The 22,669-nt window shown below is 62.4% G+C and carries 25 protein-coding genes; 17 read left to right on the forward strand and 8 right to left on the reverse strand.

What is annotated here, in order from left to right; genetic code table 11:
* The first annotated feature begins 36 nt into the window (after window positions 1-36).
* Together NKH71_RS04800 and NKH71_RS04805 are read left to right on the forward strand one after the other, a co-directional pair.
* Window positions 37-1,452: an ATP-binding protein gene (locus tag NKH71_RS04800; RefSeq protein ID WP_023719184.1), complete on the forward strand. Its 1,416-nt coding sequence runs from the start codon at window positions 37-39 to the stop codon at window positions 1,450-1,452.
* Window positions 1,453-1,656: 204 nt separating this feature from the next.
* Window positions 1,657-2,679, forward strand: a complete 1,023-nt coding sequence (locus NKH71_RS04805; protein WP_352483085.1) for a glycosyltransferase family 4 protein — start codon at window positions 1,657-1,659, stop codon at window positions 2,677-2,679.
* A gap of 11 nt (window positions 2,680-2,690) precedes the next feature.
* On the opposite strand, the gene NKH71_RS04810 is transcribed toward NKH71_RS04805, so the two are convergent.
* The 3 genes from NKH71_RS04810 to NKH71_RS04820 all read right to left on the reverse strand — a co-directional run bounded on the left by NKH71_RS04810 (window position 2,691) and on the right by NKH71_RS04820 (window position 4,189).
* The gene (locus NKH71_RS04810) at window positions 2,691-3,050 is read right to left on the reverse strand and encodes a tRNA-binding protein (protein WP_352483084.1); all 360 of its coding nucleotides are present in this window, start codon (window positions 3,048-3,050) and stop codon (window positions 2,691-2,693) included.
* A gap of 6 nt (window positions 3,051-3,056) precedes the next feature.
* Complete coding sequence (locus NKH71_RS04815; RefSeq protein WP_023678420.1) at window positions 3,057-3,557, reverse strand: type III secretion system chaperone family protein; 501 nt, start codon at window positions 3,555-3,557, stop codon at window positions 3,057-3,059.
* Between the two features lie 329 nt (window positions 3,558-3,886).
* On the reverse strand, window positions 3,887-4,189 hold the full coding sequence (locus NKH71_RS04820) for an accessory factor UbiK family protein (RefSeq protein ID WP_023719187.1): 303 nt from the start codon (window positions 4,187-4,189) through the stop codon (window positions 3,887-3,889).
* Window positions 4,190-4,319: 130 nt separating this feature from the next.
* Here NKH71_RS04820 and lgt point away from each other — a divergent pair, with 130 nt between their 5' ends.
* From lgt to NKH71_RS04850, 6 genes are all read left to right on the forward strand, one after another.
* The gene (gene lgt, locus NKH71_RS04825; protein WP_352483082.1) at window positions 4,320-5,171 is read left to right on the forward strand and encodes a prolipoprotein diacylglyceryl transferase; all 852 of its coding nucleotides are present in this window, start codon (window positions 4,320-4,322) and stop codon (window positions 5,169-5,171) included.
* Window positions 5,168-6,256: a class I SAM-dependent methyltransferase gene (locus NKH71_RS04830; protein WP_023719189.1), complete on the forward strand. Its 1,089-nt coding sequence runs from the start codon at window positions 5,168-5,170 to the stop codon at window positions 6,254-6,256. The genes lgt and NKH71_RS04830 overlap by 4 nt, the downstream gene beginning before the upstream one ends.
* Window positions 6,257-6,425: 169 nt before the next feature.
* Entirely contained in the window at window positions 6,426-7,214 is a 789-nt protein-coding gene (gene pgeF, locus NKH71_RS04835; RefSeq protein WP_352787741.1) for a peptidoglycan editing factor PgeF, read from the forward strand.
* Window positions 7,214-8,365: a M24 family metallopeptidase gene (locus tag NKH71_RS04840; RefSeq protein WP_023678425.1), complete on the forward strand. Its 1,152-nt coding sequence runs from the start codon at window positions 7,214-7,216 to the stop codon at window positions 8,363-8,365. Before pgeF ends, NKH71_RS04840 begins: the two co-directional genes overlap by 1 nt.
* A 54-nt stretch (window positions 8,366-8,419) precedes the next feature.
* Complete coding sequence (locus NKH71_RS04845; RefSeq protein ID WP_352591747.1) at window positions 8,420-9,040, forward strand: hypothetical protein; 621 nt, start codon at window positions 8,420-8,422, stop codon at window positions 9,038-9,040.
* 253 nt (window positions 9,041-9,293) lie between these two features.
* The gene (locus NKH71_RS04850) at window positions 9,294-10,229 is read left to right on the forward strand and encodes a ribose-phosphate pyrophosphokinase (RefSeq protein ID WP_023678427.1); all 936 of its coding nucleotides are present in this window, start codon (window positions 9,294-9,296) and stop codon (window positions 10,227-10,229) included.
* A 99-nt stretch (window positions 10,230-10,328) separates the two neighbouring features.
* Here the strand turns inward: NKH71_RS04850 and NKH71_RS04855 are convergent, their stop codons facing one another.
* Window positions 10,329-11,210, reverse strand: coding sequence for an AraC family transcriptional regulator (locus tag NKH71_RS04855; protein ID WP_023719192.1), 882 nt, complete (start codon window positions 11,208-11,210; stop codon window positions 10,329-10,331).
* Window positions 11,211-11,339: 129 nt separating this feature from the next.
* Between NKH71_RS04855 and NKH71_RS04860 the strand changes: the two genes are divergently transcribed.
* Window positions 11,340-12,581, forward strand: coding sequence for an MFS transporter (locus tag NKH71_RS04860; protein WP_352482090.1), 1,242 nt, complete (start codon window positions 11,340-11,342; stop codon window positions 12,579-12,581).
* Window positions 12,582-12,681: 100 nt separating this feature from the next.
* Here NKH71_RS04860 and NKH71_RS04865 read toward each other — a convergent pair whose 3' ends face one another.
* A complete protein-coding gene (locus NKH71_RS04865) occupies window positions 12,682-13,359 on the reverse strand; it encodes an ArsR/SmtB family transcription factor (protein WP_352787744.1) in 678 nt (225 codons plus the stop codon).
* 94 nt (window positions 13,360-13,453) lie between these two features.
* Here NKH71_RS04865 and NKH71_RS04870 point away from each other — a divergent pair, with 94 nt between their 5' ends.
* From NKH71_RS04870 to NKH71_RS04905, 8 genes are all read left to right on the forward strand, one after another.
* On the forward strand, window positions 13,454-13,948 hold the full coding sequence (locus NKH71_RS04870) for a DUF2938 domain-containing protein (protein WP_352787747.1): 495 nt from the start codon (window positions 13,454-13,456) through the stop codon (window positions 13,946-13,948).
* A gap of 257 nt (window positions 13,949-14,205) precedes the next feature.
* Window positions 14,206-14,850, forward strand: a complete 645-nt coding sequence (locus NKH71_RS04875) for a 50S ribosomal protein L25/general stress protein Ctc (RefSeq protein WP_023719196.1) — start codon at window positions 14,206-14,208, stop codon at window positions 14,848-14,850.
* Between the two features lie 23 nt (window positions 14,851-14,873).
* Window positions 14,874-15,599, forward strand: a complete 726-nt coding sequence (gene pth, locus NKH71_RS04880; protein WP_352496088.1) for an aminoacyl-tRNA hydrolase — start codon at window positions 14,874-14,876, stop codon at window positions 15,597-15,599.
* A 3-nt stretch (window positions 15,600-15,602) separates the two neighbouring features.
* Window positions 15,603-16,166 carry a hypothetical protein gene (locus NKH71_RS04885; RefSeq protein WP_352894586.1) on the forward strand — a complete coding sequence of 188 codons (564 nt, stop codon included), beginning with the start codon at window positions 15,603-15,605 and terminating at the stop codon, window positions 16,164-16,166.
* 77 nt (window positions 16,167-16,243) lie between these two features.
* Entirely contained in the window at window positions 16,244-17,347 is a 1,104-nt protein-coding gene (gene ychF / locus NKH71_RS04890; protein WP_023719199.1) for a redox-regulated ATPase YchF, read from the forward strand.
* A gap of 214 nt (window positions 17,348-17,561) precedes the next feature.
* A complete protein-coding gene (gene corA, locus NKH71_RS04895) occupies window positions 17,562-18,536 on the forward strand; it encodes a magnesium/cobalt transporter CorA (protein WP_023719200.1) in 975 nt (324 codons plus the stop codon).
* Window positions 18,537-18,671: 135 nt separating this feature from the next.
* Window positions 18,672-19,133 (forward strand): MaoC family dehydratase, encoded by a 462-nt coding sequence (locus NKH71_RS04900; protein ID WP_023719201.1) that lies wholly within the window; start codon window positions 18,672-18,674, stop codon window positions 19,131-19,133.
* Entirely contained in the window at window positions 19,130-19,600 is a 471-nt protein-coding gene (locus NKH71_RS04905) for a MaoC family dehydratase (RefSeq protein ID WP_023719202.1), read from the forward strand. Before NKH71_RS04900 ends, NKH71_RS04905 begins: the two co-directional genes overlap by 4 nt.
* Before the next feature lie 43 nt (window positions 19,601-19,643).
* On the opposite strand, the gene NKH71_RS04910 is transcribed toward NKH71_RS04905, so the two are convergent.
* The 3 genes from NKH71_RS04910 to NKH71_RS04920 form a co-directional block, all read right to left on the reverse strand.
* On the reverse strand, window positions 19,644-20,189 hold the full coding sequence (locus NKH71_RS04910) for an adenine phosphoribosyltransferase (protein ID WP_023719203.1): 546 nt from the start codon (window positions 20,187-20,189) through the stop codon (window positions 19,644-19,646).
* A 214-nt stretch (window positions 20,190-20,403) separates the two neighbouring features.
* The gene (locus NKH71_RS04915; protein WP_023719204.1) at window positions 20,404-21,276 is read right to left on the reverse strand and encodes a cytochrome c1; all 873 of its coding nucleotides are present in this window, start codon (window positions 21,274-21,276) and stop codon (window positions 20,404-20,406) included.
* 89 nt (window positions 21,277-21,365) lie between these two features.
* Window positions 21,366-22,667 carry a cytochrome b gene (locus NKH71_RS04920; RefSeq protein WP_352516104.1) on the reverse strand — a complete coding sequence of 434 codons (1,302 nt, stop codon included), beginning with the start codon at window positions 22,665-22,667 and terminating at the stop codon, window positions 21,366-21,368.
* Window positions 22,668-22,669 lie beyond the last annotated feature (2 nt).

The following is a 22,669-nucleotide window of genomic DNA, read 5'->3' on the forward strand; positions in this document are numbered from 1 at the left end:
GGTCCTTTGCTGGGCCGCCGGTGAGCGAAAAGACGAATGGCGACCACGCAACTCGAACGGCCGGAAGATGGCGGCTTGAGCGCCCGCGCGACGCGGGCGCTCAAGGCCGTGCCGCGCGCTTGGAACCGTTTCTGGCGCCTGGTGTCGCTTTACATGCCGAAGCGGCTCTATGCCCGCTCGCTGATCATCGTCATCGCGCCAATGATCATGCTGCAGTCGGTCGTCGCCTTTGTCTTCATGGAGCGCCATTGGCAGACCGTGACGCAGCGCCTGTCGCAGGCCACGGTGCGCGACATCGCCGCCATCATCGACCTGATAGAGACCTATCCGCACGACGCCGACTACGCCAACGTCATCCGCATCGCCCAGGATCGCATGCAGTTGAAGGTCGACCTCCTGCCGCCAGACCCGCTGCCGCCACCCGGGCCAAAGCCGTTCTTCTCGATCCTCGACGAGATCCTTTCGTCCGAGATCACCCGCCAGATCAACCGTCCGTTCTGGATCGATACGGTCGGCAATTCAAATATCGTCGAGGTCCGCGTCCAGCTCGAGAACAAGGTGCTGCGGGTCTTCGTGCGCCGCAGCCAGGCCTATGCATCGAACACCCATATTTTCCTGATCTGGATGGTCGGCACCTCACTGGTGCTGCTGATGATCGCCATTCCCTTCCTGCGCAACCAGATCCGGCCGATTCTGACGCTGGCCGAGGCGGCCGAGAGCTTCGGCAAAGGCCGGCCGATGCCTCGCGATTTTCGCCCGCGCGGCGCCGAGGAAGTCCGCCGCGCCGGCTTTGCCTTCATCCAGATGCGCGAACGCATCGAACGCCAGCTCGAGCAGCGCACCGCCATGCTGAGCGGCGTCAGCCACGATCTGAGGACCATCCTCACCCGCTTCAAGCTGCAATTGGCGCTGGCCGGGACCAAGGCGGCCGACACCCAGGCACTCGACCAGGATATCGACGACATGCAGTCGATGCTGGAAGGCTACCTTGCCTTTGCACGCGGCGAAGCATCGGAAGACGCCGGCCGGTTCGACCTCGAAGCCTTCTTCGACAAGCTTCGCGAGGAAGCCGCGCTGCGCAAGCGCAAGCTGTCGACCGTGCTTGCCGGCGATCCGCATGTCCATGTGCGCCCCAATGCCTTTGCCCGGCTGCTGTCCAACGTCGTCGGCAATGCATTCCGCTATGCCAAGACGGTGGAGATCAATGCCAATCATGGACGCGGTTCGCTGCTCGTCACTATCGACGATGACGGTCCGGGCATTCCGCCCGAAAAGCGGGAGGATGTATTCAAGCCTTTCGTGCGGTTGGACGAGGCCCGCAACCTCGACGCCAGCGGCACCGGCCTTGGCCTTTCCATCGCACGCGACATTGCCCGCAGCCATGGCGGCGACATCGTCCTCGAACGCAGCCCGCTCGGCGGCCTGCGGGCGGTGATCAAGGTTCCGGCTTGACGGGAGCGAGGCCGGCCTTCATCCGCCCGTCATGAAACCATGGTGAAGAGCGCCAATGAAGCGCGCGATCCTGATTGATTCGGCCCTGCGGCCTCATTTCGACCCCGCGCCTGCCCGGGTGCGCTGGTGGGAGGCCAGAGCGGCGGCGTGGTCGCCGTTCAGGCATCGCGGCAAAGCAATCAAGCTCTCCGCCAAGGGACCGCCATGCGCATCCTGATGGTCACCGATGCCTGGCGCCCGCAAGTCAACGGCGTCGTCCACACGCTGGAGCGCCTCTCGGAGACCCTGAAATCCTTCGATGTCGAGACGGACTTCCTGACGCCGAACATCTTTCGCACCTTGCCTCTGCCGACCTATCCCGACATCAGGCTGGCGCTGACGACGCCGCACCGCGTGGCGCAGCTGATCGAGGCACGCAAGGCGGATCACATCCATATCGTCACCGAAGGACCGCTCGGCATTATGGCGCGGCGCTACTGCCGCAACGCCGGCCGTCCGTTCACGACCAGCTATCACACACGTTTTCCGGAATATCTGAGCGCGCGTCTGCCGGTGCCGGAAGCATGGGCCTATCGCTGGCTGCGCGATTTCCATAATTCAGGACAGGGCACGCTGGTCGCCACCCAGTCGCTTGCCGACGATCTTGCGGCACGCGGCTTCACCAAGCTTCGGCCATGGACGCGTGGCGTCGATACCGATCATTTTCGACCGGATAAGAGAAAGGACCTGGGGCTTCCGGGACCGATCTTCCTCTGCGTCGGCCGCGTCGCGATCGAGAAGAACCTGCCGGCCTTCCTCGATCTGGACCTGCCCGGCAGCAGGGTGATTGTCGGCGAAGGGCCGGAATTGGCGAAGCTGAAGGTCAGATATCCCGATGCCCATTTCCTCGGCCATCGCCCGAACGACGAACTGGCCGAGATCTACGCCTCGGCCGACGTCTTTGTCTTCCCCAGCCGCACCGACACATTCGGCAACGTCATTATCGAGGCGCTGGCCAGCGGCACGCCGGTCGCAGCCTATCCCGTCACCGGGCCTATCGATATCGTCGGTGACAGCATCGGCGGCGCGGTCTCGCACGACCTTCGGCAAGCAGCGCTCGCCGCGCTTCTCGTCGACCGCACCGAGGCGCGGCAACGTGCTATGCGCTACAGCTGGAAAGCCTGCGCCGAAATGTTCATGGAAACGGTCGAAGAAGCGCTGGGTACCACGCGTAAACTGGCCGCCTGAGCAAAGCGCAGTTAGAATAACCTGCCGCCGTCCGGCACCTTGTGCTCGATCGCGCCGAGGACGACGGCGCCCTCTTCATCGGGAAAACCGAGCGTCAGCACTTCCGACATGAATGGCCCGATTTGACGCGGCGGGAAATTGACCACCGCGAACACCTGCCGGCCGATCAGGCTTTCAGGTGTATAGTATTTCGTGATCTGGGCCGAGGATTTCTTCACCCCGATCACGGGACCGAAATCGATTTTCAACTTGATCGCCGGCTTGCGCGCCTCGGGAAAAGGCTCGGCCTCGACGATCGTGCCGGCGCGGATGTCGACGCGGTCGAAATCGGCGAAGCTGATCTCGGTTTTTCTCGCGTTGCTCGAACCCATCGACGGTCAGGCGTTTCCGTAGGTTTCGAACAGCACGCCGGCCAGCGCGTCCTTGGCCGAAGTCCCCGACCAGACGACGAACTGGAAGGCCTGAAAATAGCATTCGCAGGCTTCCAGCGCCGACGACAGCAGCACCTCGACCTGCTGGCTCGACGGCTCAACCCCACCGGCCAGCAGCAGCGACTGGCGGAACATGATGGCGCCTTCCTGCTCCCAGAGGTCGAAATGCCCAAACAGCATCTGTTCGTTGATCAGCGAAAGCAGCCGCATCACCTCGAGCGCGCGCGCCTCAGGCACCTTGATGTCGAAAGCGCAGGCCAGGTGCAGCGCCTCGTAGTCCTCCATCCAGGAGAATGAAACGTGGTAGTCGGTCCAGCTTCCGGCGACCGAGATCGAGATCTCGTCATCGCCGGCCCGCTCGAAGGACCAATCGTTGTTGTGCGCCACCTGCTCGATAACATCCACCGGATGGATTTCGCGGGAGAATTCGAGTTCGAGAAGTTCCATGAAATGCTTCCTGTCGTTCTGGGAGCGCCACCACACGCTCCGCGGGAGAGGCACACTCGAACAATTCTGCCTAGAACTCGGACGGCCAGGACTTCGTCAACGCAAAGACCCCGGACCGGACCCCACCGCCCGGCGCATGACCCTGCTCCGAATCATGCAACAAATTCAGTCTATTGATCGGGAGTCGCGTGACCAGCCCAATTTTTCGCACTGCGTCATTCGCATGTGGAAAGGCGCTGTCGGAAAGATCCACGCAGTACCGGTAAGCGATTCACGACAAAGCGCTTTTTGCGATCCGGCTTTGTGGAAAAGTTTAACGAATATTTTTATTATTTTTTTGCACGCGGCTTTGCCGAAGCCGCAGGCGCTGCCTGACCGGTCATTTCGGCAAGCTTGGCCTCGAGCGCTTCGATGCGAGCAGCGAGGCGGGTGTTTTCTTCCCTGGCCTTCGCCGCCATGTCGCGAGCGGCCTCGAATTCCTCGCGCTGCACGACGTCCATGGAGTTGAGTATCCGCTCGGCCTGGCCCCTGAAGGCGGTCTCCACCTCGCGCCGCACGCCTTGCGCGGCACCGGCTGCGTCGGTCATCAGCTTGGCGAATTCATCGAGAATGCGGTTCGGTCCGGTCGCCATGGCAAATCCTCGCTTGGTCGAATTGACGTAGTGGCGCACGATGCGGAATGCAAGCATGTGCTCGCCTTGACCCTGCCAAAACCCTGCCGCATGGTCCGCGCCCGAACGTGACCGGAACCGGGAGACCCTGTTGAGCGAATATTTGCTGCCGCTGGCTGCCCTGCCCTTCCCCAACATCGATCCGGTCATCGTCCGGATCGGACCGCTGGCGGTGCATTGGTACGGCGTCGGCTACATCGTCGGCATCCTGTTCGCCTGGTGGTATGCCAAGCGCCTCGTCACCAACCCGAAACTCTGGCCCGACGGCACCCTGCCGATGAAGCCCGTGGATCTCGACGACTTCATCGTCTGGGCGGCCATCGGCGTGGTGCTCGGCGGACGCACCGGCTACGTGTTGTTCTACGACCTGCCGCGTTACATCGCCAATCCGCTCGATGTCGTCGCCGTCTGGCAGGGCGGCATGTCGTTTCATGGCGGCCTGCTCGGCGTCATTCTCGCCATGACGCTGTTTTCCCGGGCGCGTGGCATCCGCACATGGTCGCTGTTCGACGTTGTTGCCGCCGGCGTGCCGGTGGGGCTTGGCCTCGTTCGCCTGGCAAACTTCATCAATTCCGAACTATGGGGCCGACCGACCGACGTTCCATGGGCATTCGAATTCCCCAATGGCGGCCCATTTGCACGCCATCCGAGCCAGATCTACGAGGCGCTGCTCGAAGGGCTGGTGTTGTTCCTTGTCCTGCGCTTTCTCACTCATTCGCGGCTCAAGCTGAAGACGCCGCGCTTCGTCGGCGGCGCCTTCATTGCCGGCTATGGCGCCTCGCGCGTCTTCGTCGAATTCTTCCGCGAGCCCGACCAGCAGCTCGGCTATCTCCTTGGCACGAGCTGGCTCACCATGGGCATGGTGCTGTCGCTGCCGATGGTGCTGGCCGGCATCTGGGCGATGGCTACAGCCAAGCCGGTGACAAAACCGCAGCCCGCATGACGCCGCTGAAGACACGCATCGCCGAGCTGATCGGTGCGGTGGGACCGATCCCCATCAGCGAATACATGGCGCTCTGCCTGTTCGATCCGCAGGACGGCTATTATACGACACGCGAGCCGTTCGGCGCCGCCGGCGACTTCGTCACCGCGCCGGAGATCAGCCAGATGTTTGGCGAGCTGGTCGCCGTCTGGCTCTACCAGGCATGGCTGGCGATCGGCCGGCCGACGCCGGTCGCCATCGCCGAAATAGGCCCCGGCCGCGGCACGCTGATGAGAGATATGCTGCGCACGCTTTCGCGGCTCGATCCGACGCTTACCGCCAGCGCATCATTCGCCTTGATCGAGACCAGTCCGCGGTTGACCGAGGTCCAGAAACGGACGCTTGCCGGGACGTCGGCCACCATCGCCTGGAATGAAACCATCGACACACTACCGCAGGGGCAGCTTCTGATTGTTGGCAACGAGCTGTTTGACGCGGTGCCTATTCGCCAGTTCGTCCGCGCCGGAGCCGGCTGGCGCGAACGGATGATCGGTCTCGACGATGCGAACCAGCTTCGCTTTTTCGTCGGCGCCGGCTCGCTCGACCCGATGCTGCTGCCGGAGGATGCCGAGAATGCGCCGCAAGGTGCGATCGTCGAGGTGGCGCCAGCCCGCGCCGCCCTGATGGCGGCCATCGCCGGGCGACTTGCCGGATTTGGCGGCGCCGGCCTGTTTCTCGACTACGGTCACCTCCAGCCCGGCATCGGCGACACCTTGCAGGCCTTGCGCAAGCACGGTCATGAGGACGTGCTGGCGAATCCGGGGGAGGCCGACCTCACCGCCCATGTCGATTTCGCTGCCCTCGCTGCAACCGTTCGGGCACACAGCCTCGATGCCCACCTCTCCACGCAAGGTGAATTCCTGCTCAAGATGGGGCTTCTCGAACGAGCTGGCCGGCTCGGCGCCAATGCCGATGAGGCAGCTCGTGAAAAGATCGCGGCCGACGTCGAGCGCCTCGCCGGTCAGCAGGCCATGGGCGAGCTCTTCAAGGTGCTTGCCATCCTTCCTCCCGGCATTGCCGTTCCGCCGTTCGCAAGCGCGGATTGACTTTTCGCTGTCGCCTCTACCACTCTCCCCTCTCCGGCTGCGCCCGACATCAACTGCACTCGCCTTCAACTGCGCCCGCCTTCAACTCGCCTACCTTCAACTTGCCTACCTTCAACTCGCCGCCTTCAACGCGCTTGACGAAATCGCCCATACGGACAACAAAGCCGCCATGCTGAATCAGACCAAACCGGATCCCGTTCGGTCGCCCTTGCTGGAAACGGCGCAAGGCATCCGCCACGGCTACTTCACACGCGTCGGCGGCATTTCCAGCGGCATCTACCGGGGCCTCAACATCGGCACCGGATCGAGCGACGACCAGACGCTGGTGCGCGAGAATCGCCGCCGCGTCGCCGAATGGATGGGCGTGGCGGCAAGCCATCTGCTGACTGCTCATCAGGTTCATTCGCCGGACGTCGTCATCGCCAGGGAACCTTTTACCGGCGAGCGTCCCAAGGCCGACGCCATCGTCACCGACCGGCCGGGCATTGCCATCGGGGCCTCGACCGCCGATTGCGGACCGGTCCTCTTCGCTGACGCCGAGGCGTGCATTATCGGAGCCGCCCATGCCGGCTGGAAAGGCGCTTTCACGGGAGTGCTGGAAAACACCATCGCGGCAATGGAAAGCCTCGGCGCCCGGCGTGACCGCATCGTCGCAGTGCTCGGTCCTTCCATCGGCCCACAGAATTACGAAGTCGGACCGGAATTCGTCGCGCGCTTCGTCGACGCCGATGCCGGTAATGCCCGCTATTTCGCGCCCTCCGCAAATGCCGGACACGCGATGTTCGATCTCAACCGCTACACGGTCGACCGGCTGACCAAGGCTGGCGTCAATGCCGAAGGGCTCGGCCGCTGCACCTATGCCGAGGAAGAGCTTTTCTACTCCTATCGGCGCAGCACGCATCGCAACGAGCCCGACTACGGACGGCAGGTTTCGGCAATCGTTTTGGAGACTGACTGATGGCGCTGCATTTCGAACGCTCGGAATTCGACGCGCGGCGCGATCGACTGATGATCGAGATCGCCGAAAAGAAGCTCGACGCCGTCCTGCTGTTTGCGCAGGAAAGCATGTATTGGCTAACCGGCTACGACACGTTCGGCTTCTGCTTTTTCCAGTGCCTGGTGGTCAAGGCCGACGGCTCGATGGTACTGCTGACGCGTTCGGCCGATTTGCGCCAGGCACGCCACACCTCGATCATCGACAACATCGTTTTGTGGACGGATCGCAACGGCGCCAATCCGGCGGTCGACCTGCGCAATTTGCTCAACGAGCTTGACCTGCTCGGCGCCCGCATCGGCGTCGAATACGACACCCACGGCCTGACGGCATATAATGGCCGGCGCCTCGACGAGCAGTTGCAGACCTTCGGGCAGATCGCAGATGCCTCTGGCATTGTCAGCCGGCTGCGGCTGTTCAAGAGCCCGGCCGAAATCGCCAAGGCGGAAAAAGCCGCAAATCTGGCCGACGACGCGCTGGACGCAGCACTGCCGCTGATCAAGCAGGGCGGCGATGAGGCGCTGATCCTCGCCGCCATGCAAGGCGCGATCTTTGCCGGCGGCGGCGATTATCCGGCCAACGAGTTCATCATCGGCTCGGGCGTCGACGCCCTGCTCTGCCGCTACAAGGCCGGTCGCCGCAAGCTCACCAAGAACGACCAGCTGACACTCGAATGGGCCGGTGTCTTCCATCACTACCATGCGGCAATGATGCGCACGGTGTTGACCGGCAAGGTATCGAAACGCCACCAGGAATTGTTCGATGCCGCCCGCGCCGCGCTACTTGCAGTCGAGAAGGCGATGACACCTGGTAATACGTTCGGCGACGTGTTCGACGCCCATGCCCGCACGCTCGAAGCCCACAATTTGACCAAGCACCGGCTCAATGCCTGCGGTTATTCGCTCGGCGCCCGCTTCACCCCGTCCTGGATGGATATGCCGATGTTCTATCAGGGTAATCCCGAACCGATTGCGCCGAACATGACGCTGTTCGCCCATATGATCATCATGGACTCCGAAACCGAAACGGCGATGACCCTTGGCCGCACCTACCTGACGACCGAATCCCAGCCGAAGCCGCTGTCCCGCCATGATCTCGACTTGATCGTGCAGTGAATCCATAATGGAAAAAGTGTGAGGGGCGTTCGTCGCCAAGGAGTTTTCAGGCTAATGAGACGATCGCATGTGACGACCGTGTCATTGCTCGCGGCGCTGGCGCTGGCGGCTTGCACCAATGCGAAGGACGTTCTCGAACCCTCGGCCATCGCCCCGCAATCGACCCAATCCCTGCCCGGAGCCGGCGGCGCCGCAACGCCCCCCTCAACTGCGGCGCCGTCTTCCGGCACCGCGCCAACTGCAGATACAGCGCAGCCTCCGGCGGCAGCAGCCGTGCCGCCCGCCAAAAGCGCCGCTGCCATTGCGCGAACCCGGCTGCAGGTGGCGCCGATCGTCGGCGCCTCGGTAGAAGCCGCGACACCGCTGACCGCCGAGCTTCAGACACGCGCCAGGCAGCGTGGCATCACCTTGGCCGGCAGCACCGACCAGACCCCAACGCACGTGCTCAAGGGCTATTTCTCGACTATGACGGAAGGCAAGGACACCACCGTCATCTATGTCTGGGACATCTATGACCCGGCCGGCAACCGGCTGCATCGCATCAACGGCCAGCAGAAGGCGCCCTCCGTCGGTGGCGGCGAAGGCTGGGCGGCGGTCGCGCCGGCGACCATGCAGGCGATTGCCGACCAGACAATCGACCAGTTCGCCACCTGGCTTGGCGGCGGCGCCGGCTGACCTGGAGCATGATTCCGAAAAGTGGAATCCGGTTTTCGGAAAAGAGCATGCTCAGACTGAAAGATAGAAGCTATCCCGATTCTGTCGGCATCGAAGTGGACCTATCGCCGCATCGTCAAGCCGTAAGCGATTATTGAGATTAGCCGGCGGATTCCCATTCACGACGCTTGCAATACCGGCGCGGGCCGCTAAAAGCCCGACTAAGAGGCTGGAGTGCTATCGGAGTCTCTCAATCCTTCGCCAGGAACGGTGCATGAAGCTCTTCGCGGGCAATTCCAACAGGGTGCTGGCCGAATCAGTCGCCCGCTACCTCAACATTCCGCTGGGCAAGGCCAGCGTCAGGCGCTTCGCTGACCAGGAAATCTTCGTCGAGATCCAGGAGAACGTGCGAGGCGAGGACGTCTTCATCCTGCAGTCCACCTCGTTCCCGACCAACGATCATCTGATGGAACTGCTCATCATGATCGACGCCTTCATGCGCTCCTCGGCCAAGCGTATCACTGCGGTTATTCCTTATTTCGGCTATGCCAGGCAGGACCGCCGCGCCTCCGGCCGCACACCGATCTCGGCCAAGCTGGTAGCCAACATGATCACGCGGGCGGGCGTCAACCGGGTGCTGACGCTGGATCTGCATGCCGGGCAAATTCAGGGCTTCTTCGACATCCCGACCGACAATCTGTTTTCCGTGCCGGTGATGGCGCGTGACGTGAAGGCGAAATACAAGCAGCTCGCCAATGTCATGGTGGTGTCGCCGGATGTCGGCGGCGTGGTCCGCGCCCGTGCCCTCGCCAAGCGCATCGATGCCCAGTTGGCCATCGTCGACAAGCGTCGCGAGCGCCCCGGCGAATCGGAAGTCATGAACGTCATCGGTGACGTGCGCGGCAAGGATTGCCTGTTGATCGACGACATCATTGATTCGGGCGGCACGCTATGCAATGCGGCCGATGCGCTGCTTGCCGACGGCGCCACCAGTGTCACCGCCTATACTACCCATGGCGTTTTGTCCGGCGGCGCCATCGCCCGCATCGGCGCCTCGAAACTGCAGGAACTGGTCATCACCGATTCCATCCAGCCGACCCAGGCAGTGCTGGACGCCGCCAATATCCGCGTCATCTCCATCGCCGAACTGATGGGCGAGGCGATCTCCCGCACGGCAACCGAGGAATCGGTGTCGAGCCTGTTCGATTAATACATGTCGCGCAAAAGTGAGCAGCGGTTTTGCGACAACGACATGCATAAAACAAGACCCTAAAGCGCGTCGCATGAGACCGGTCGAACGCGACGCGCTTTAGGGCTGCGACTCAGGCCGAGCCGGACCGCTTATTCGCCGCACACCTTCACCAGCATCACGGGCGCCGCGCATGTAACCGCGTGGCGAGGCTCCCAGCATGCGCTTGAACATGGTGATGAACGCCGGCACGCTGTCATAGCCGAGATCGAGCGCCACCCTTGTGATCGGCTCGCCGTCGGCCAGCCGTGGCAGCGCCGCGAACAGACAGGCCTGCTGGCGCCAAGTCGACAGCGACAATCCGGTCTGGCGATGAAAGGCGCGGGTGAAAGAGCGGCGGCTCATGCCGACGATAGCGGCCCATTCATCGATCGTCGCGTGCGGTGACGGTGCCGAGACGAAGCGCCGGCACAGCGCTGCCAGCCTTGCGTCGGACGGGAACGGCAGTCCGAGTGGCCGTTGCGGCAGGTTCGGGATTTCGTGCAGCAGGAGCTTCATGATCAGCCCGCCCCGCCCCTCCAGCTCGGCGCCCTGCGGCAGCTTTTCCGATTCCACGATCAGGCTGTGCATCAGGTCGGTGATGCCGACGACGCGCAACCCGTCCGGCAGGCCGGGAATGGCCTCCGGCATCACATAGACGGAGCGCATGCTGACGTCGCCCAGCATCTCAACCGAGTGTTCGGTGCCGGCTGGGATCCACATCGCGTGGTCGGGGGGCACCATCCAGCGCCCATGCCGCGTCGTCACCAGCACGACACCGACCAGCGCGTGCAGCAACTGGCTGCGGCTGTGATGGTGCCGCGGCACGTGATAGCCGTCCGGATATTCGGTCGGCAGCGCCACCGCCGGCCCGACGGCCTGCTCCAGCCATTGCCAGCGACGCTCATGCAACAGCCCAAGATCGGTATCGCCCGCTCTGAACATTTCCCTGCCATGCGGCATCAGCTATGGCCCACTTGCGAAACTATTGGACCAAACCACGAAAGAAGTCGCATGACAAGCAACGTATAAGGCAGCCGGCCCATAAGACCGCCTGCGGGAGCGCCCGCCAAAAAGACCACGGAGCCTGCCTTGACCGATACCACAGCAACCGCCGACGCCAAGCCGGCAGCGGCCAGCCACATTTCAGCTCAGGCGACGGCCTTCACCGTCATCCTGGCGGTGAGCTTCTGCCATTGCATCAACGACATCATGCAGTCGCTGCTGTCGGCGATCTATCCGCTGCTGAAGGACAATTACGGTCTCGATTTCTGGCAGATCGGCCTTTTGACTTTCACCTTCCAGGTGACGGCATCCTTGCTGCAGCCGGTGATCGGCATGATTACCGACAAGCGGCCGATGCCGTATTCGCTGCCCTACGGCATGGCCTCTTCGTTGATCGGCCTGGTCGTGCTGGCCTATGCTGGACATTACTCGCTGCTCCTCATCGGCGCCTCGCTGATTGGCATTGGCTCGGCGATCTTCCACCCGGAATCCTCGCGCATCGCGCGCTTCGCCTCTGGTGGCAGGTTCGGCCTGGCACAGTCGCTGTTCCAGGTCGGCGGCAATTTCGGCCAGGCCATGGGGCCGCTGCTGGCAGCCTTCATCGTCGTGCCCTTCGGCCAGACCAGCATCGCCTGGTTCGCCGGCGGCTCGCTGATCGGCATCATCGTGCTGTGGCAGGTCGGCGGCTGGTACAGCCGCCTGCGTGCCGCGCAGAGCACCCGCAAGGCGGCAGGCTTCGTCTCGCCCTTCCCGCGCCGCAAGGTGATGGGAGCGCTGCTGGTGCTGACGCTGCTGGTACTGACCAAGAACGCCTATATTTCCAGCCTTGCCAGCTATTATACCTTCTATTCCATCCATAAATTCGGCGTTTCAGTCCAGATGTCGCAAGTCATGCTGTTCCTGTTCCTCGGCGCCTCGGCCCTGGGCATCCTGCTCGGCGGCCCGTTCGGCGACCGCTACGGGCAGAAGGCGATGATCTGGTTCTCGATCGTCGGCGTGCTGCCCTTCACCCTGGCCCTGCCCTATGCCAATTTCGAGTGGACGATGGTTCTCACCGTGCTGATTGGCCTGATCCTGTCCTCGGCCTTCTCGAACATCGTCGTCTTCGCGCAGGAACTCGTGCCCGGCCGGGTCGGCATGATCGCCGGCATCTTTTTCGGCTTCGCCTTCGGCATGGGCGGCATCGCGGCCGCCGTGCTTGGCGTCGTCGCCGACATGAAAGGCATCGATTTCGTCTTCCAGGTCTGCTCGTATTTGCCGCTACTCGGGCTGCTGACGGTTTTTCTGCCTAACATGAAGGAAGCGAGGAAGGTGACCACGGTCGGGTGAAGCCCGGGTTCGGTTTCTAAGCGAATCCCCTCTTCCGACGCGCCCGTCCAGCCGCCTGCGGTTATTTGGGCCAGGCCCGGCGACGCCGATTTGGCGGCCGTCAGCCGCTTTCGTAGTTCGTTCCCTCTACACCCAGGCCTGCAGCTGCCCACTCGGGCAAGCCGCCTTCGAACCGGCGCGAGGCCCAGCCTCGTGCCCTCAGGATTGCCAAAGCGTCGGCCGACAGAACGCACTGGACCCCACGACAATAGGCGACAACGACCTTCTCTCGTGGAAGCTCCGCAAGCCGCTGCTCCAGCTCATCAGCGGGAATGTTGATCGCACCCGGCAAATGCCCCGTCGCGAATTCGTTCTGCGGCCTGACATCGAGCAGCACGACTTCGTCGTTTCGCATGCGGCGCACGAGTTCCTCGCGCGAGATGTTTTCCAGCCTGTCCGGCTGGCTAATGCTGTCGTTGATAAACTCACGGATCTGCTCGCGTCTATGGTTTGCAAGGCTTCGCAGCGCCGCGAACACGTTTTCGATTGGGCCATCTGCAAGCCGGTACAGAACGCGTTTTCCGTCTCGCCGGGTCTGCACCAGGCCCGCTCGCTTGAGATGTTGAAGATGCTGCGACGTATTCGCCAATGCGATCCCCGAAAGCTGCGTCAGCTGCTCGACGGCCAGTTCGCCATCGGCAATGTGACGCAGCAGAACCAGCCGGTGGGCATGCCCCAAGGTGCGGGCGAGATCCGCTACTTCGTCGAAGATCGGGTGGTGAACGTCCGTGCTTTTCATATGACTTGGCTAGCATTAATCAATCAATCAATCAATATGTTGAATGATTGATTCTAATTGGTTAATGTCTGACGGGTGAAACAGGAGAGCAAAAATGTTGGAGTTCGTTGTCCGTGCGGCCGTCATTGGTATCGGCGCGACAGCCCTGATGGACCTTTGGGGATGGTTTCTGAAGCGAATGCTCGCGATTCCATCGCTTGATTACGCCTGGGTCGGCCGCTGGATCGGACACTTTCCGCGTGGCCGTTTCGCGCACGCGAATATCGCGCAAGCTGCTCGCGTTCGCGGCGAAACCGCCATTGGATGGAGCGCACATTACGCGACCGGCATCGTATTTGCCGCGGCGCTGATTGGAGTGTGGAGCCTCGACTGGGCACGGCACCCGACAGTGCTTCCGGCCCTGTTGGTCGGCGTCTGCACCATCGTCGCCCCGTTCTTCGTGATGCAACCGGCTTTTGGGATCGGCATCGCGGCTTCGAAAGTTCCCAATCCGCGCACTGCGCGCCTGCGCAGCCTTATGACCCATCTGTCCTTTGGCGTCGGACTGTACATTGCAGCATTGCTTTCGGCACTGCTGTTTCCGGCCTGACATTGATGGGACACGGTCCGTCCCTGGGCACCTTCCGCCCCGCTTGCACCTCGCGCCGCCTTCCGCTATAGAGCCGCCACCCGCGTAGACACCCTTGGAGGCAACGCGGCGGAAGGCCGCCTTCCCGCATGATCCCGAACAAAGGTCCGCTCATGCGGCTGCCGGCTTTCGGACATCCAGGCCTGGCGGCTTTCGACGTTTACGGCCCGGCACGTTGCCGGCCGCGAACGCTCCAGAACAACGCGAAAGGAAATGCCATGAGCCACGATACTTACGAGCTCAAGGCCGAAGCGCGCGAACAGGTCGGTAAGGGGTCCGCCCGTGCAGTTCGCCGCAACGGTAAAGTGCCTGCAGTGATTTACGGCGACAAGCAGCCTCCCCTGGCGATTGCGCTGACCTATAAGGACATCTACTACAAGATCCATGGCGGCGGGTTTCTGACCACGGTCGCCACGATCGATGTCGACGGCAACAAGATCCAGGTTCTGCCCAAGGACTTCCAGCTCGACCCGGTCAAGGATTTCCCGGTCCATGTCGATTTCCTGCGCATCGGCAAGGACACCGAAGTCAATGTCGACGTGCCCGTGCACTTCATCAATGAAGACAAGTCGCCCGGCATCAAGCGCGGCGGCGTGCTCAACATCGTGCGCCACGAGGTCGAATTCCACTGCCCGGCCAATGCGATCCCGGATTTCATCACCATCGATCTCACCGGCACCGATATTGGCGATTCGATCCACATTTCGGCCGTCACCTTGCCGGCCGGCGTCAAGCCGGTGATCTCCGACCGTGACTTCACTATCGCGACCATTGCCGGCTCCTCGGCGATGAAGCCGGAGGCCGTAGAAGAGACGACTGAAGCGGCTGCGCCCGAAGCGGCTCCTGCCGCCGAAGAGAAGTAACCCCTTCCCGCCCGGAGGCGACGATGCTTGTCTTTGCAGGCCTCGGCAATCCGGGCGCGAAATACGCCAACAACCGGCACAATGTCGGCTTCATGGCGGCGGACGCGATCGCCCGCCGCCATTCCTTTTCGCCCTGGTCGAAGAAATTCCAGGGGCTGATCGCCGAAGGCACGCTTGCCGGCGACAAGGTGATCCTGATCAAGCCGCAGACCTTCATGAACCTGTCCGGCCAATCGGTCGGCGAAGCCTTGCGCTTCTATAAGCTCGGCCCTTCGGCGCTGACTGTCTTTTATGACGAGATCGACCTTGCCGCCGGCAAGGTTCGGGTCAAGGTCGGTGGCGGTTCCGGCGGCCACAACGGTATCCGCTCGCTCGACCAGCACGTCGGCAAGGATTTTCGCCGTGTGCGCATCGGCGTCGGCCACCCCGGCGTCAAGGAAATGGTGCACGGCCATGTGCTCGGCGATTTCGCCAAGGGCGACCGCGAATGGCTGGACGTGCTGCTCGACGCAATCGCCGATGGTGCCGGATTGCTTGCCAAGGGCGACGACAATTCGTTCATGAATCGCGTGACGCTGGCGCTGCGCGAGAAGCTCACGCCGACGGGCGACGACGACCGCCCGCCACCCAAGGCGCCAAAGGTGCAAAGCCATGTCCGCCAGGCGCGGCCGCAGCAGCCAGCGGCCAAGCTGCCCGAAACCGGCCCGATGGCGGCGATGCTGAAGAAGCTTTTTGGCGGCAAGGACTGAGCCATGAATATGGATGACGTCCAGCAATTGGTTCGCCGCGTAAGGCAGAAGTATGTTGATTATTTCGTCGCCGCTGCCGGCGAACTTGCTCGCAACGGCCAAGGATCGCATGCGACCGAGGTCAAGTTTTCGAACGTCGATTCCTTCTATCGAAATCTCATCGCGGTTGATTTCGTCGGCAATGACGGACAGCCAAATCCGCAGTTCATCAATAGCGATACCTATGTGAAATTCTCTCCGGATATTCACGCCGGGATCGGTGGAATGGATGTCCTCATCTCACCGTTCAAGTGGGACGAGGTTCATTTCAAATTCCCCGTAAATGAGCTTGACGGCGATCTCTTCGACGAATGGTTTCGCGGCTGGCTCGATATCGATGGCGAGCGTGAAACATCGGAGACCGTAGGAAGCATCATTCACAGTGCGCAATTGCTCGAGGGGCAACTGACGATCGATTTCGGAACCGCGGATGTCGACGCGTTCTGGCATCTTCTGCAAATACTGAGCAGGTCCGGCGTTCACGCGTTGGCGATAGGCACCGATGACATCGCGCAGCGTCTGAATTGAATTGCGCCTTGACGATCGTCGGCGCTTTCGCCCATAGCCCTGATCAAATTTCGATTTCCCGATAGGACCAGACAAAAATGGGTTTCAAATGCGGCATCGTTGGCTTGCCCAATGTCGGCAAGTCGACGCTCTTCAATGCGTTGACCAGGACGGCGGCGGCACAGGCCGCCAATTATCCGTTCTGCACCATCGAGCCGAACACCGGCGAGGTGGCGGTGCCCGACCCGCGCCTGCAGAAGATCGCCGCGATCGGCAAGTCGAAGGAGATCATCCCGACGCGCATCTCGTTCGTCGACATTGCCGGCCTGGTGCGCGGCGCCTCGAAGGGTGAAGGGCTGGGCAACCAGTTCCTCGCCAACATCCGCGAGGTCGACGCCATCGTCCATGTGCTGCGCTGTTTCGAGGATGACGACATCACCCATGTCGAGGGCCGCATCGATCCTGTCGCCGATGCCGAGACCGTCGAAACCGAATTGATGCTTGCCGACCTCGACAGCCTCGAGCGCCGCATCGTGCAGATCCGCAAGCGTGCCGCCGGCAAGGACAAGGAGGCAGCGACCGTACTTCCCATGATGGAAGCGGCGCTTGAACTACTGCAGGCCGGCAAGCCCGCCCGCATCCTGCTCAACGGCATCTCGGCTGAGGATCTGCGCATCCTGCAGGGACTGAACCTTTTGACGTCGCACCCGGTGCTTTACGTGTGCAACGTCGCCGAAGCCGATGCCGCCATCGGCAACGCCCATACCAGGGCGGTCGAGCAGATGGCGGCCGCGCAAGGTGCCCGCACCGTTGTGATTTCGGCGGCGATCGAGGCCGAGGTCGCCCAGCTCTCGGACGAAGAGGAAATGGAATTCCTGGCAACGCTCGGCCTGGACGAACCCGGCTTGAACAAGGTCATCCGCGCCGGCTACGAGCTGCTGCAGCTCATCACCTACTTTACCGTCGGGCCGAAGGAGACACGCGCCTGGACCGTGAACAAGGGCGCCAGGGCGCCGCAGGCGGCAGGCGTTATCCACACCGATTTCGAGCGCGGCTTCATCCGCGCCCAGACCATCGCCTATGACGACTTCGTCAGGCTGGGCGGCGAAGTGGCGGCTAAGGAGGCCGGCAAGGCGCGCGACGAAGGCAAGGAGTATGTCGTCCAGGACGGCGACATCATGCTGTTCAAGTTCAACACCTAACCAGGCGAGGGAGCCCAGCGGCCACCATTGCCGCCGCTCGATGCCAAACTTCAAAGCAGGGGTCGCGGTGCCTCTTGCGCTGCTTGACGGGCCGTCGTGCGGGGTCTAAGGGGCCTTTGCACCGGCCTCGCGCCTCACCTGCCCGTGTCCGTGCGATCTGACTGACGCGCCCCTCCAACGAACGCTCTTTGGCAACAGCAAGGGAGACCCGGCGATGATCAAGGCCTTCGTCGTCGACAATGATCGCCTGCGCCTGGTCGACGATCTCCTGCAGAACAGCGACACTGTGGTCTGGGTCGACCTCTTCAACCCGACAAAGGAAGAAGAGACGACAATTGAGACCTGGCTCGGCATCGCCGTTCCGACCCGCGAAGAGATGGAAGAGATCGAGATCTCGAGCCGTCTCTACGTCGAGGACGGCGCCTACTTCATGACCGCCATTCTGCCTGCGCAGACCGAGGTGGACGATCCGTTGATGTCGCCGGTTACCTTCGTGCTCGCCGGCAGCAGGCTGATCACCGTGCGGTACCACGAACCGAAGGCGTTTAAGACCTTTCCGCAGCGCGCCGAGAAGGTGGCGACCGGTTGCACCAGCGGCGACACCATCCTGATCGGACTACTGGAGGCGATCGTCGACCGCCTCGCCGACATTCTGGAGCGCGCCGGCCGCGACGTCGAGGCGATCTCGCGCGACATCTTCGAGGCACGCTCGACCAAGGTTTCCAAGCGCAACCGCGACTTCCAGGAGCTGTTGAAAGGCATTGGCCGCAAGGAGGATCTCGCCTCCTCGGTCCGCGACAGCCTGATCTCGCTGCAGCGCCTTGCCGGCTTCCTCGCCCATGCCTCCACGCAGACCAGGATGAGCAAGGATACCCGCGCCCGCATCAAGACCTTGTCGCGCGATGTGCTGTCGCTCGCCGACCACGCCACGTTCCTGTCGCAGAAGATCAGCTTCCTGCTCGACGCGACGCTCGGCATGATCTCGATCGAGCAGAACGCCATCATCAAGATCTTCTCCGTCGCCGCTGTCATCTTCCTGCCGCCGACGCTTGTCGCTTCAATCTACGGCATGAATTTCGACATCATCCCCGAGCTCAAATGGCACTTTGGTTATCCCTTCGCCATCGGCATGATGGTGCTTTCGGCAATCCTGCCCTTCTGGTATTTCCGCCGCCGCGGCTGGCTGTAGGGTCATCAATACCTCCGCTGCGGCTTGGGCGCCGCAGGCTGGCGCACTAGAAATTGCTTGACCAAATGCCGCGCTGCCTGCATCCGGGACCCCGACCCGCAGCGATCGTACAATCCTGAACAGGATTTCCAGACCATGACCGCAAAGACCTGGGCTTATGAGGATTTTGTCGAGGGCGCTTCGCTCGACCTCGGCACCAAGCTGGTAAGCGCCGCCGAAATCATAGAATTCGCCGGCGAGTTCGATGCCCAGGCGATGCATCTCGACGAGGCTGCGGGTAAGGCCAGCATCCTCGGCGGGCTGGCGGCTTCGGGTTGGCACACCTGCGCCATGTTCATGCGCATGCTGTGCGATGCCTTCCTGCTCGACTCGACCTCCCAGGGCGCGCCAGGCGTCGACCAGGTCAAATGGAAACGGCCGGTCCTGGCCGGCGACCTGTTGAGCGGCAGCACCACCGTCCTTGCCAAGCGCCTGTCTAGATCGAAGCCCCGGCTTGGCCTGGTGACCATGCGCAGCGAGTTATTCAACCAGCGCGGCGAAGGTGTTTTCGAGCTCGAAAACGCCGTCATGTTCCTCACCCGCGAGGGCAGTGCGTGAGCCTCGACGAATTCTTCTGCATCGGTATCACCGTCACGCTCGGTTCGCATCGATTCGAACCGGAGGCGATCAAGGCGTTCGCCCGCAAATACGATCCGCAAGTTTTCCACATCGATGAAGAGGCGGCGAGGAACAGCATATTCGGCGGGCTCTGCGCCTCGGGCTGGCACACCGCCGCCACCTGGATGAAATTGAACCTCCAGGCTGGCATAGAGGCAGAGGTCGCCCGCTGGCCCGGCCCCGGGCCGGTGCCGGAATTCGGCCCCTCGCCCGGCTTCAAGAACCTCAAATGGCCCAAACCTGTCTATGCCGGGGAAACCGTGACTTTCACCCGCACGGCGCTGGCCCACCGCCCCATTGCCTCGCGACCGGGCTGGCGGCTGCTGACGCTCCGCTCAGAGGCCTTCGATTCGACGGGCGACAAGGTGATCGAATTCGAAAGTGCCGTGCTGGTGAAGGTGGGGTGAGCGGAATTCTTCCCTTCTGCCACGGGGGAGAAGGAAGAAACGCTCAATGCCCCTCAAACCCGATCAGCGTCCTCACCGGCACGCCGAGCCCCTCTAACCTCTCGCGGCCGCCAAGGTCCGGCAGGTCGATGACGAAGCAGGCGGCGAGAATGTCGGCGCCGATCTGCCGCAATAGCTTGACGGCCGCCTCCGCCGTGCCGCCGGTGGCGATCAAATCGTCGACGAGGATTACCTTCTCGCCCGGAGAAACACCGTCCTTGTGCATCTCCATCTCGTCCAGCCCGTATTCCAGGCTGTAGGCGACGCGCACCGTCTCGTAAGGCAACTTGCCCTTCTTGCGGATCGGCACGAAGCCGGCTGAGAGCTGGTGGGCGATGGCGCCGCCGAGGATGAAGCCGCGCGCCTCGATGCCGGCGATCTTGTCGATCTTTAGGCCGGCATAGGGATGCACCAGTTCGTCGATCGCGCGGCGGAAGGCCCGCGCATTGCCGAGCAGCGTGGTGATGTCGCGAAACAGGATGCCCGGCTTGGGATAATCCGGAATGGTGCGGATCGCGGCAAGCAGCGTCTCTTCGAGCGAGGACTTCATCAAGCGGCTCTCCGGGCCATTCAGATTCGGCTAAAGACGTGAAAGGAATTGGCCAATCGTAACCCGGTGCAGCCAAGTCCGGCTACCGCCATGTGACGCCTGACGGAAAATTGTCCGGCAAAGGGCCTTGTTCAGCGCCGGCTGCGATGAATCGACATGCCTGCAATGAAAAGGGCGCCTTTCGACGCCCTCGCATTCTCTTATATCGCAGGGCTCAGTGCGCCACGCCGGCCCACACCTTGCGCTTGGTCAGGTAGACCAGTGCGCCGAACAGCAGCAGGAAGACCAGTACGCGAAAGCCGGTCTTCTTGCGGTCCTCGAGGTGCGGTTCTGCCGCCCACATCAGGAAGGCCGACACGTCGCGAGAATACTGGTCGACCGTCTGCGGCGCCCCGTCATCATAGGTAACCTGGCCGTCGGAGAGCGGCTTCGGCATCTTCAGCGACACGCCGGACAGGAAGTACGGATTGTAGTGCGTGCCTTCTGGTATGACCATGCCCGCCGGCGGCTGTTGGTCGTAGCCGGTCAGCAGCGAGTGGATGTAGTCGGGGCCGCCCTGGGCATATTGCGTAAAGATGTCGAACACGAAGCGCGGGAAGCCGCGCTCGACGCCGCGCGCCTTGGCCAGCAGCGACATGTCGGGCGGTGCTGCACCGCCATTGGCCGCCGCCGCCGCTTCCTCGTTGGGGAACGGCGGCGGAAAATGGTCGGACGGCTTGCCGGGACGATCGAACATGTCGCCGGCATCGTTCGGGCCGTCATGGATCGTATATTCGGCCGCCAGCGTCTTGATCTGCGCATCCGAATAGCCAAGGCCTTCCAGCGTACGGAACGCCACCAAATTCATCGAATGGCAGGCCGAGCAGACTTCCTTGTAGACCTTGAGCCCGCGCTGCAGCTGGGCCTTGTCGTAGGTGCCGAATGGCCCGGCGAAGCTCCAGTCCATTTCCTTCGGTTCGTCAATCGGGAAATGCGTCGGCGCCGCCTCATTGTGCGCCTCTTCCTGGGCGCTCGCTCCAGTGCCTGTGGCCCCAATGCCCGCGGCCACAAGGCCAAGCAGCGCCAACGAGGCGAGAATCTTCTTCATGCCATATCCCCTTGAGATTCTCTGACGCGCGGTCATCGTCCCGAGCATGATCTTGTCCGAAAACCGGTTTCCACTTTTCGGGATCATGCTCAGCCTTTGGTTTCCGGCGCGGCCGTGGCGCCGGCAGGATGTCCACCGCCACCCTTGTTCTTCTCGAGCACCGCCTCGGTGATCGAATTCGGCAGCCGCCGCGGCGTCTCGATCAGCCCAAGCACCGGCAGCGCTACCAGGAAGAAGGCGAAGTAGAACAGCGTCGCCATCTGCGCCATGAACACATAGCTGCCCTCGGCCGGCTGCGAGCCCAGCCAGCCGAGCAGGATGGCGTCGGCCATGAACAGCCAGAAGAACAGCTTGTACCAGGGCCGGTAGACAGCCGAGCGCACCTTCGAGGTGTCGAGCCACGGCACCAGGAACAGCATTACAATCGCGCCGAACATGCAGAGCACGCCGCCGAGTTTGGAGTTGATGGGCCCGATATTGAAGGTGATGGCGCGCAGGATCGCGTAGAACGGCAGGAAGTACCATTCCGGCACGATGTGGGCCGGCGTCTTCAGCGGGTTGGCCACGGTGTAATTGTCCGGATGGCCGAGATAGTTCGGCAGGTAGAACACGAAATAGGCGAAGACGAACAGGAACACGATCATGCCGAACCCGTCCTTGATGGTCGCGTAAGGCGTGAAGGCGAGCGTGTCGGTCTTCGATTTGACCTCGATGCCGGTCGGATTGTTCTGGCCGACGACGTGAAGCGCCCAGATGTGCAGCACGACGACGCCGGCGATCATGAACGGCAGCAGGTAATGCAGCGCAAAGAAGCGGTTCAACGTCGGATTGTCGACCGCGAAGCCGCCGAGGAGAAGCTGCTGGATCCAGTCGCCAACCAGCGGTATGGCGGTGAAGAAGCCGGTGATGACGGTGGCGCCCCAGAAGCTCATCTGGCCCCAAGGCAGCACATAGCCCATGAACCCGGTCGCCATCATCAGCAGGTAGATGATGCAGCCGAGGATCCACAGCAGCTCGCGCGGCGCCTTGTAGGAGCCGTAGTAGAGGCCACGGAAGATATGGATGTAGACGGCGACGAAGAAGAACGACGCGCCGTTCGAATGCAGGTAGCGCAGCAGCCAGCCCGAATTCACGTCGCGCATGATCTTCTCGACCGAATCGAAGGCGAGAGTGCTGTCGGCCGCGTAGTGCATGGCCAGCACGATACCCGTCAGGATCTGCGCCGCCAGCATGAGCGCGAGGATGCCGCCGAAGGTCCAGGCATAATTCAAATTGCGCGGCACCGGATAGGCGATGAAGCTGTCATAGACCAGCCGCGGCAGGGGCATGCGCGAATCGAACCAGCGTCCGATGCCGGTCTTGGGCGTATAGGTCGAGTGTCCCTCGCTCATCG

Origin of the sequence: Mesorhizobium sp. M0983 (assembly GCF_040318975.1) — a bacterium.
GTDB lineage: Bacteria > Pseudomonadota > Alphaproteobacteria > Rhizobiales > Rhizobiaceae > Mesorhizobium.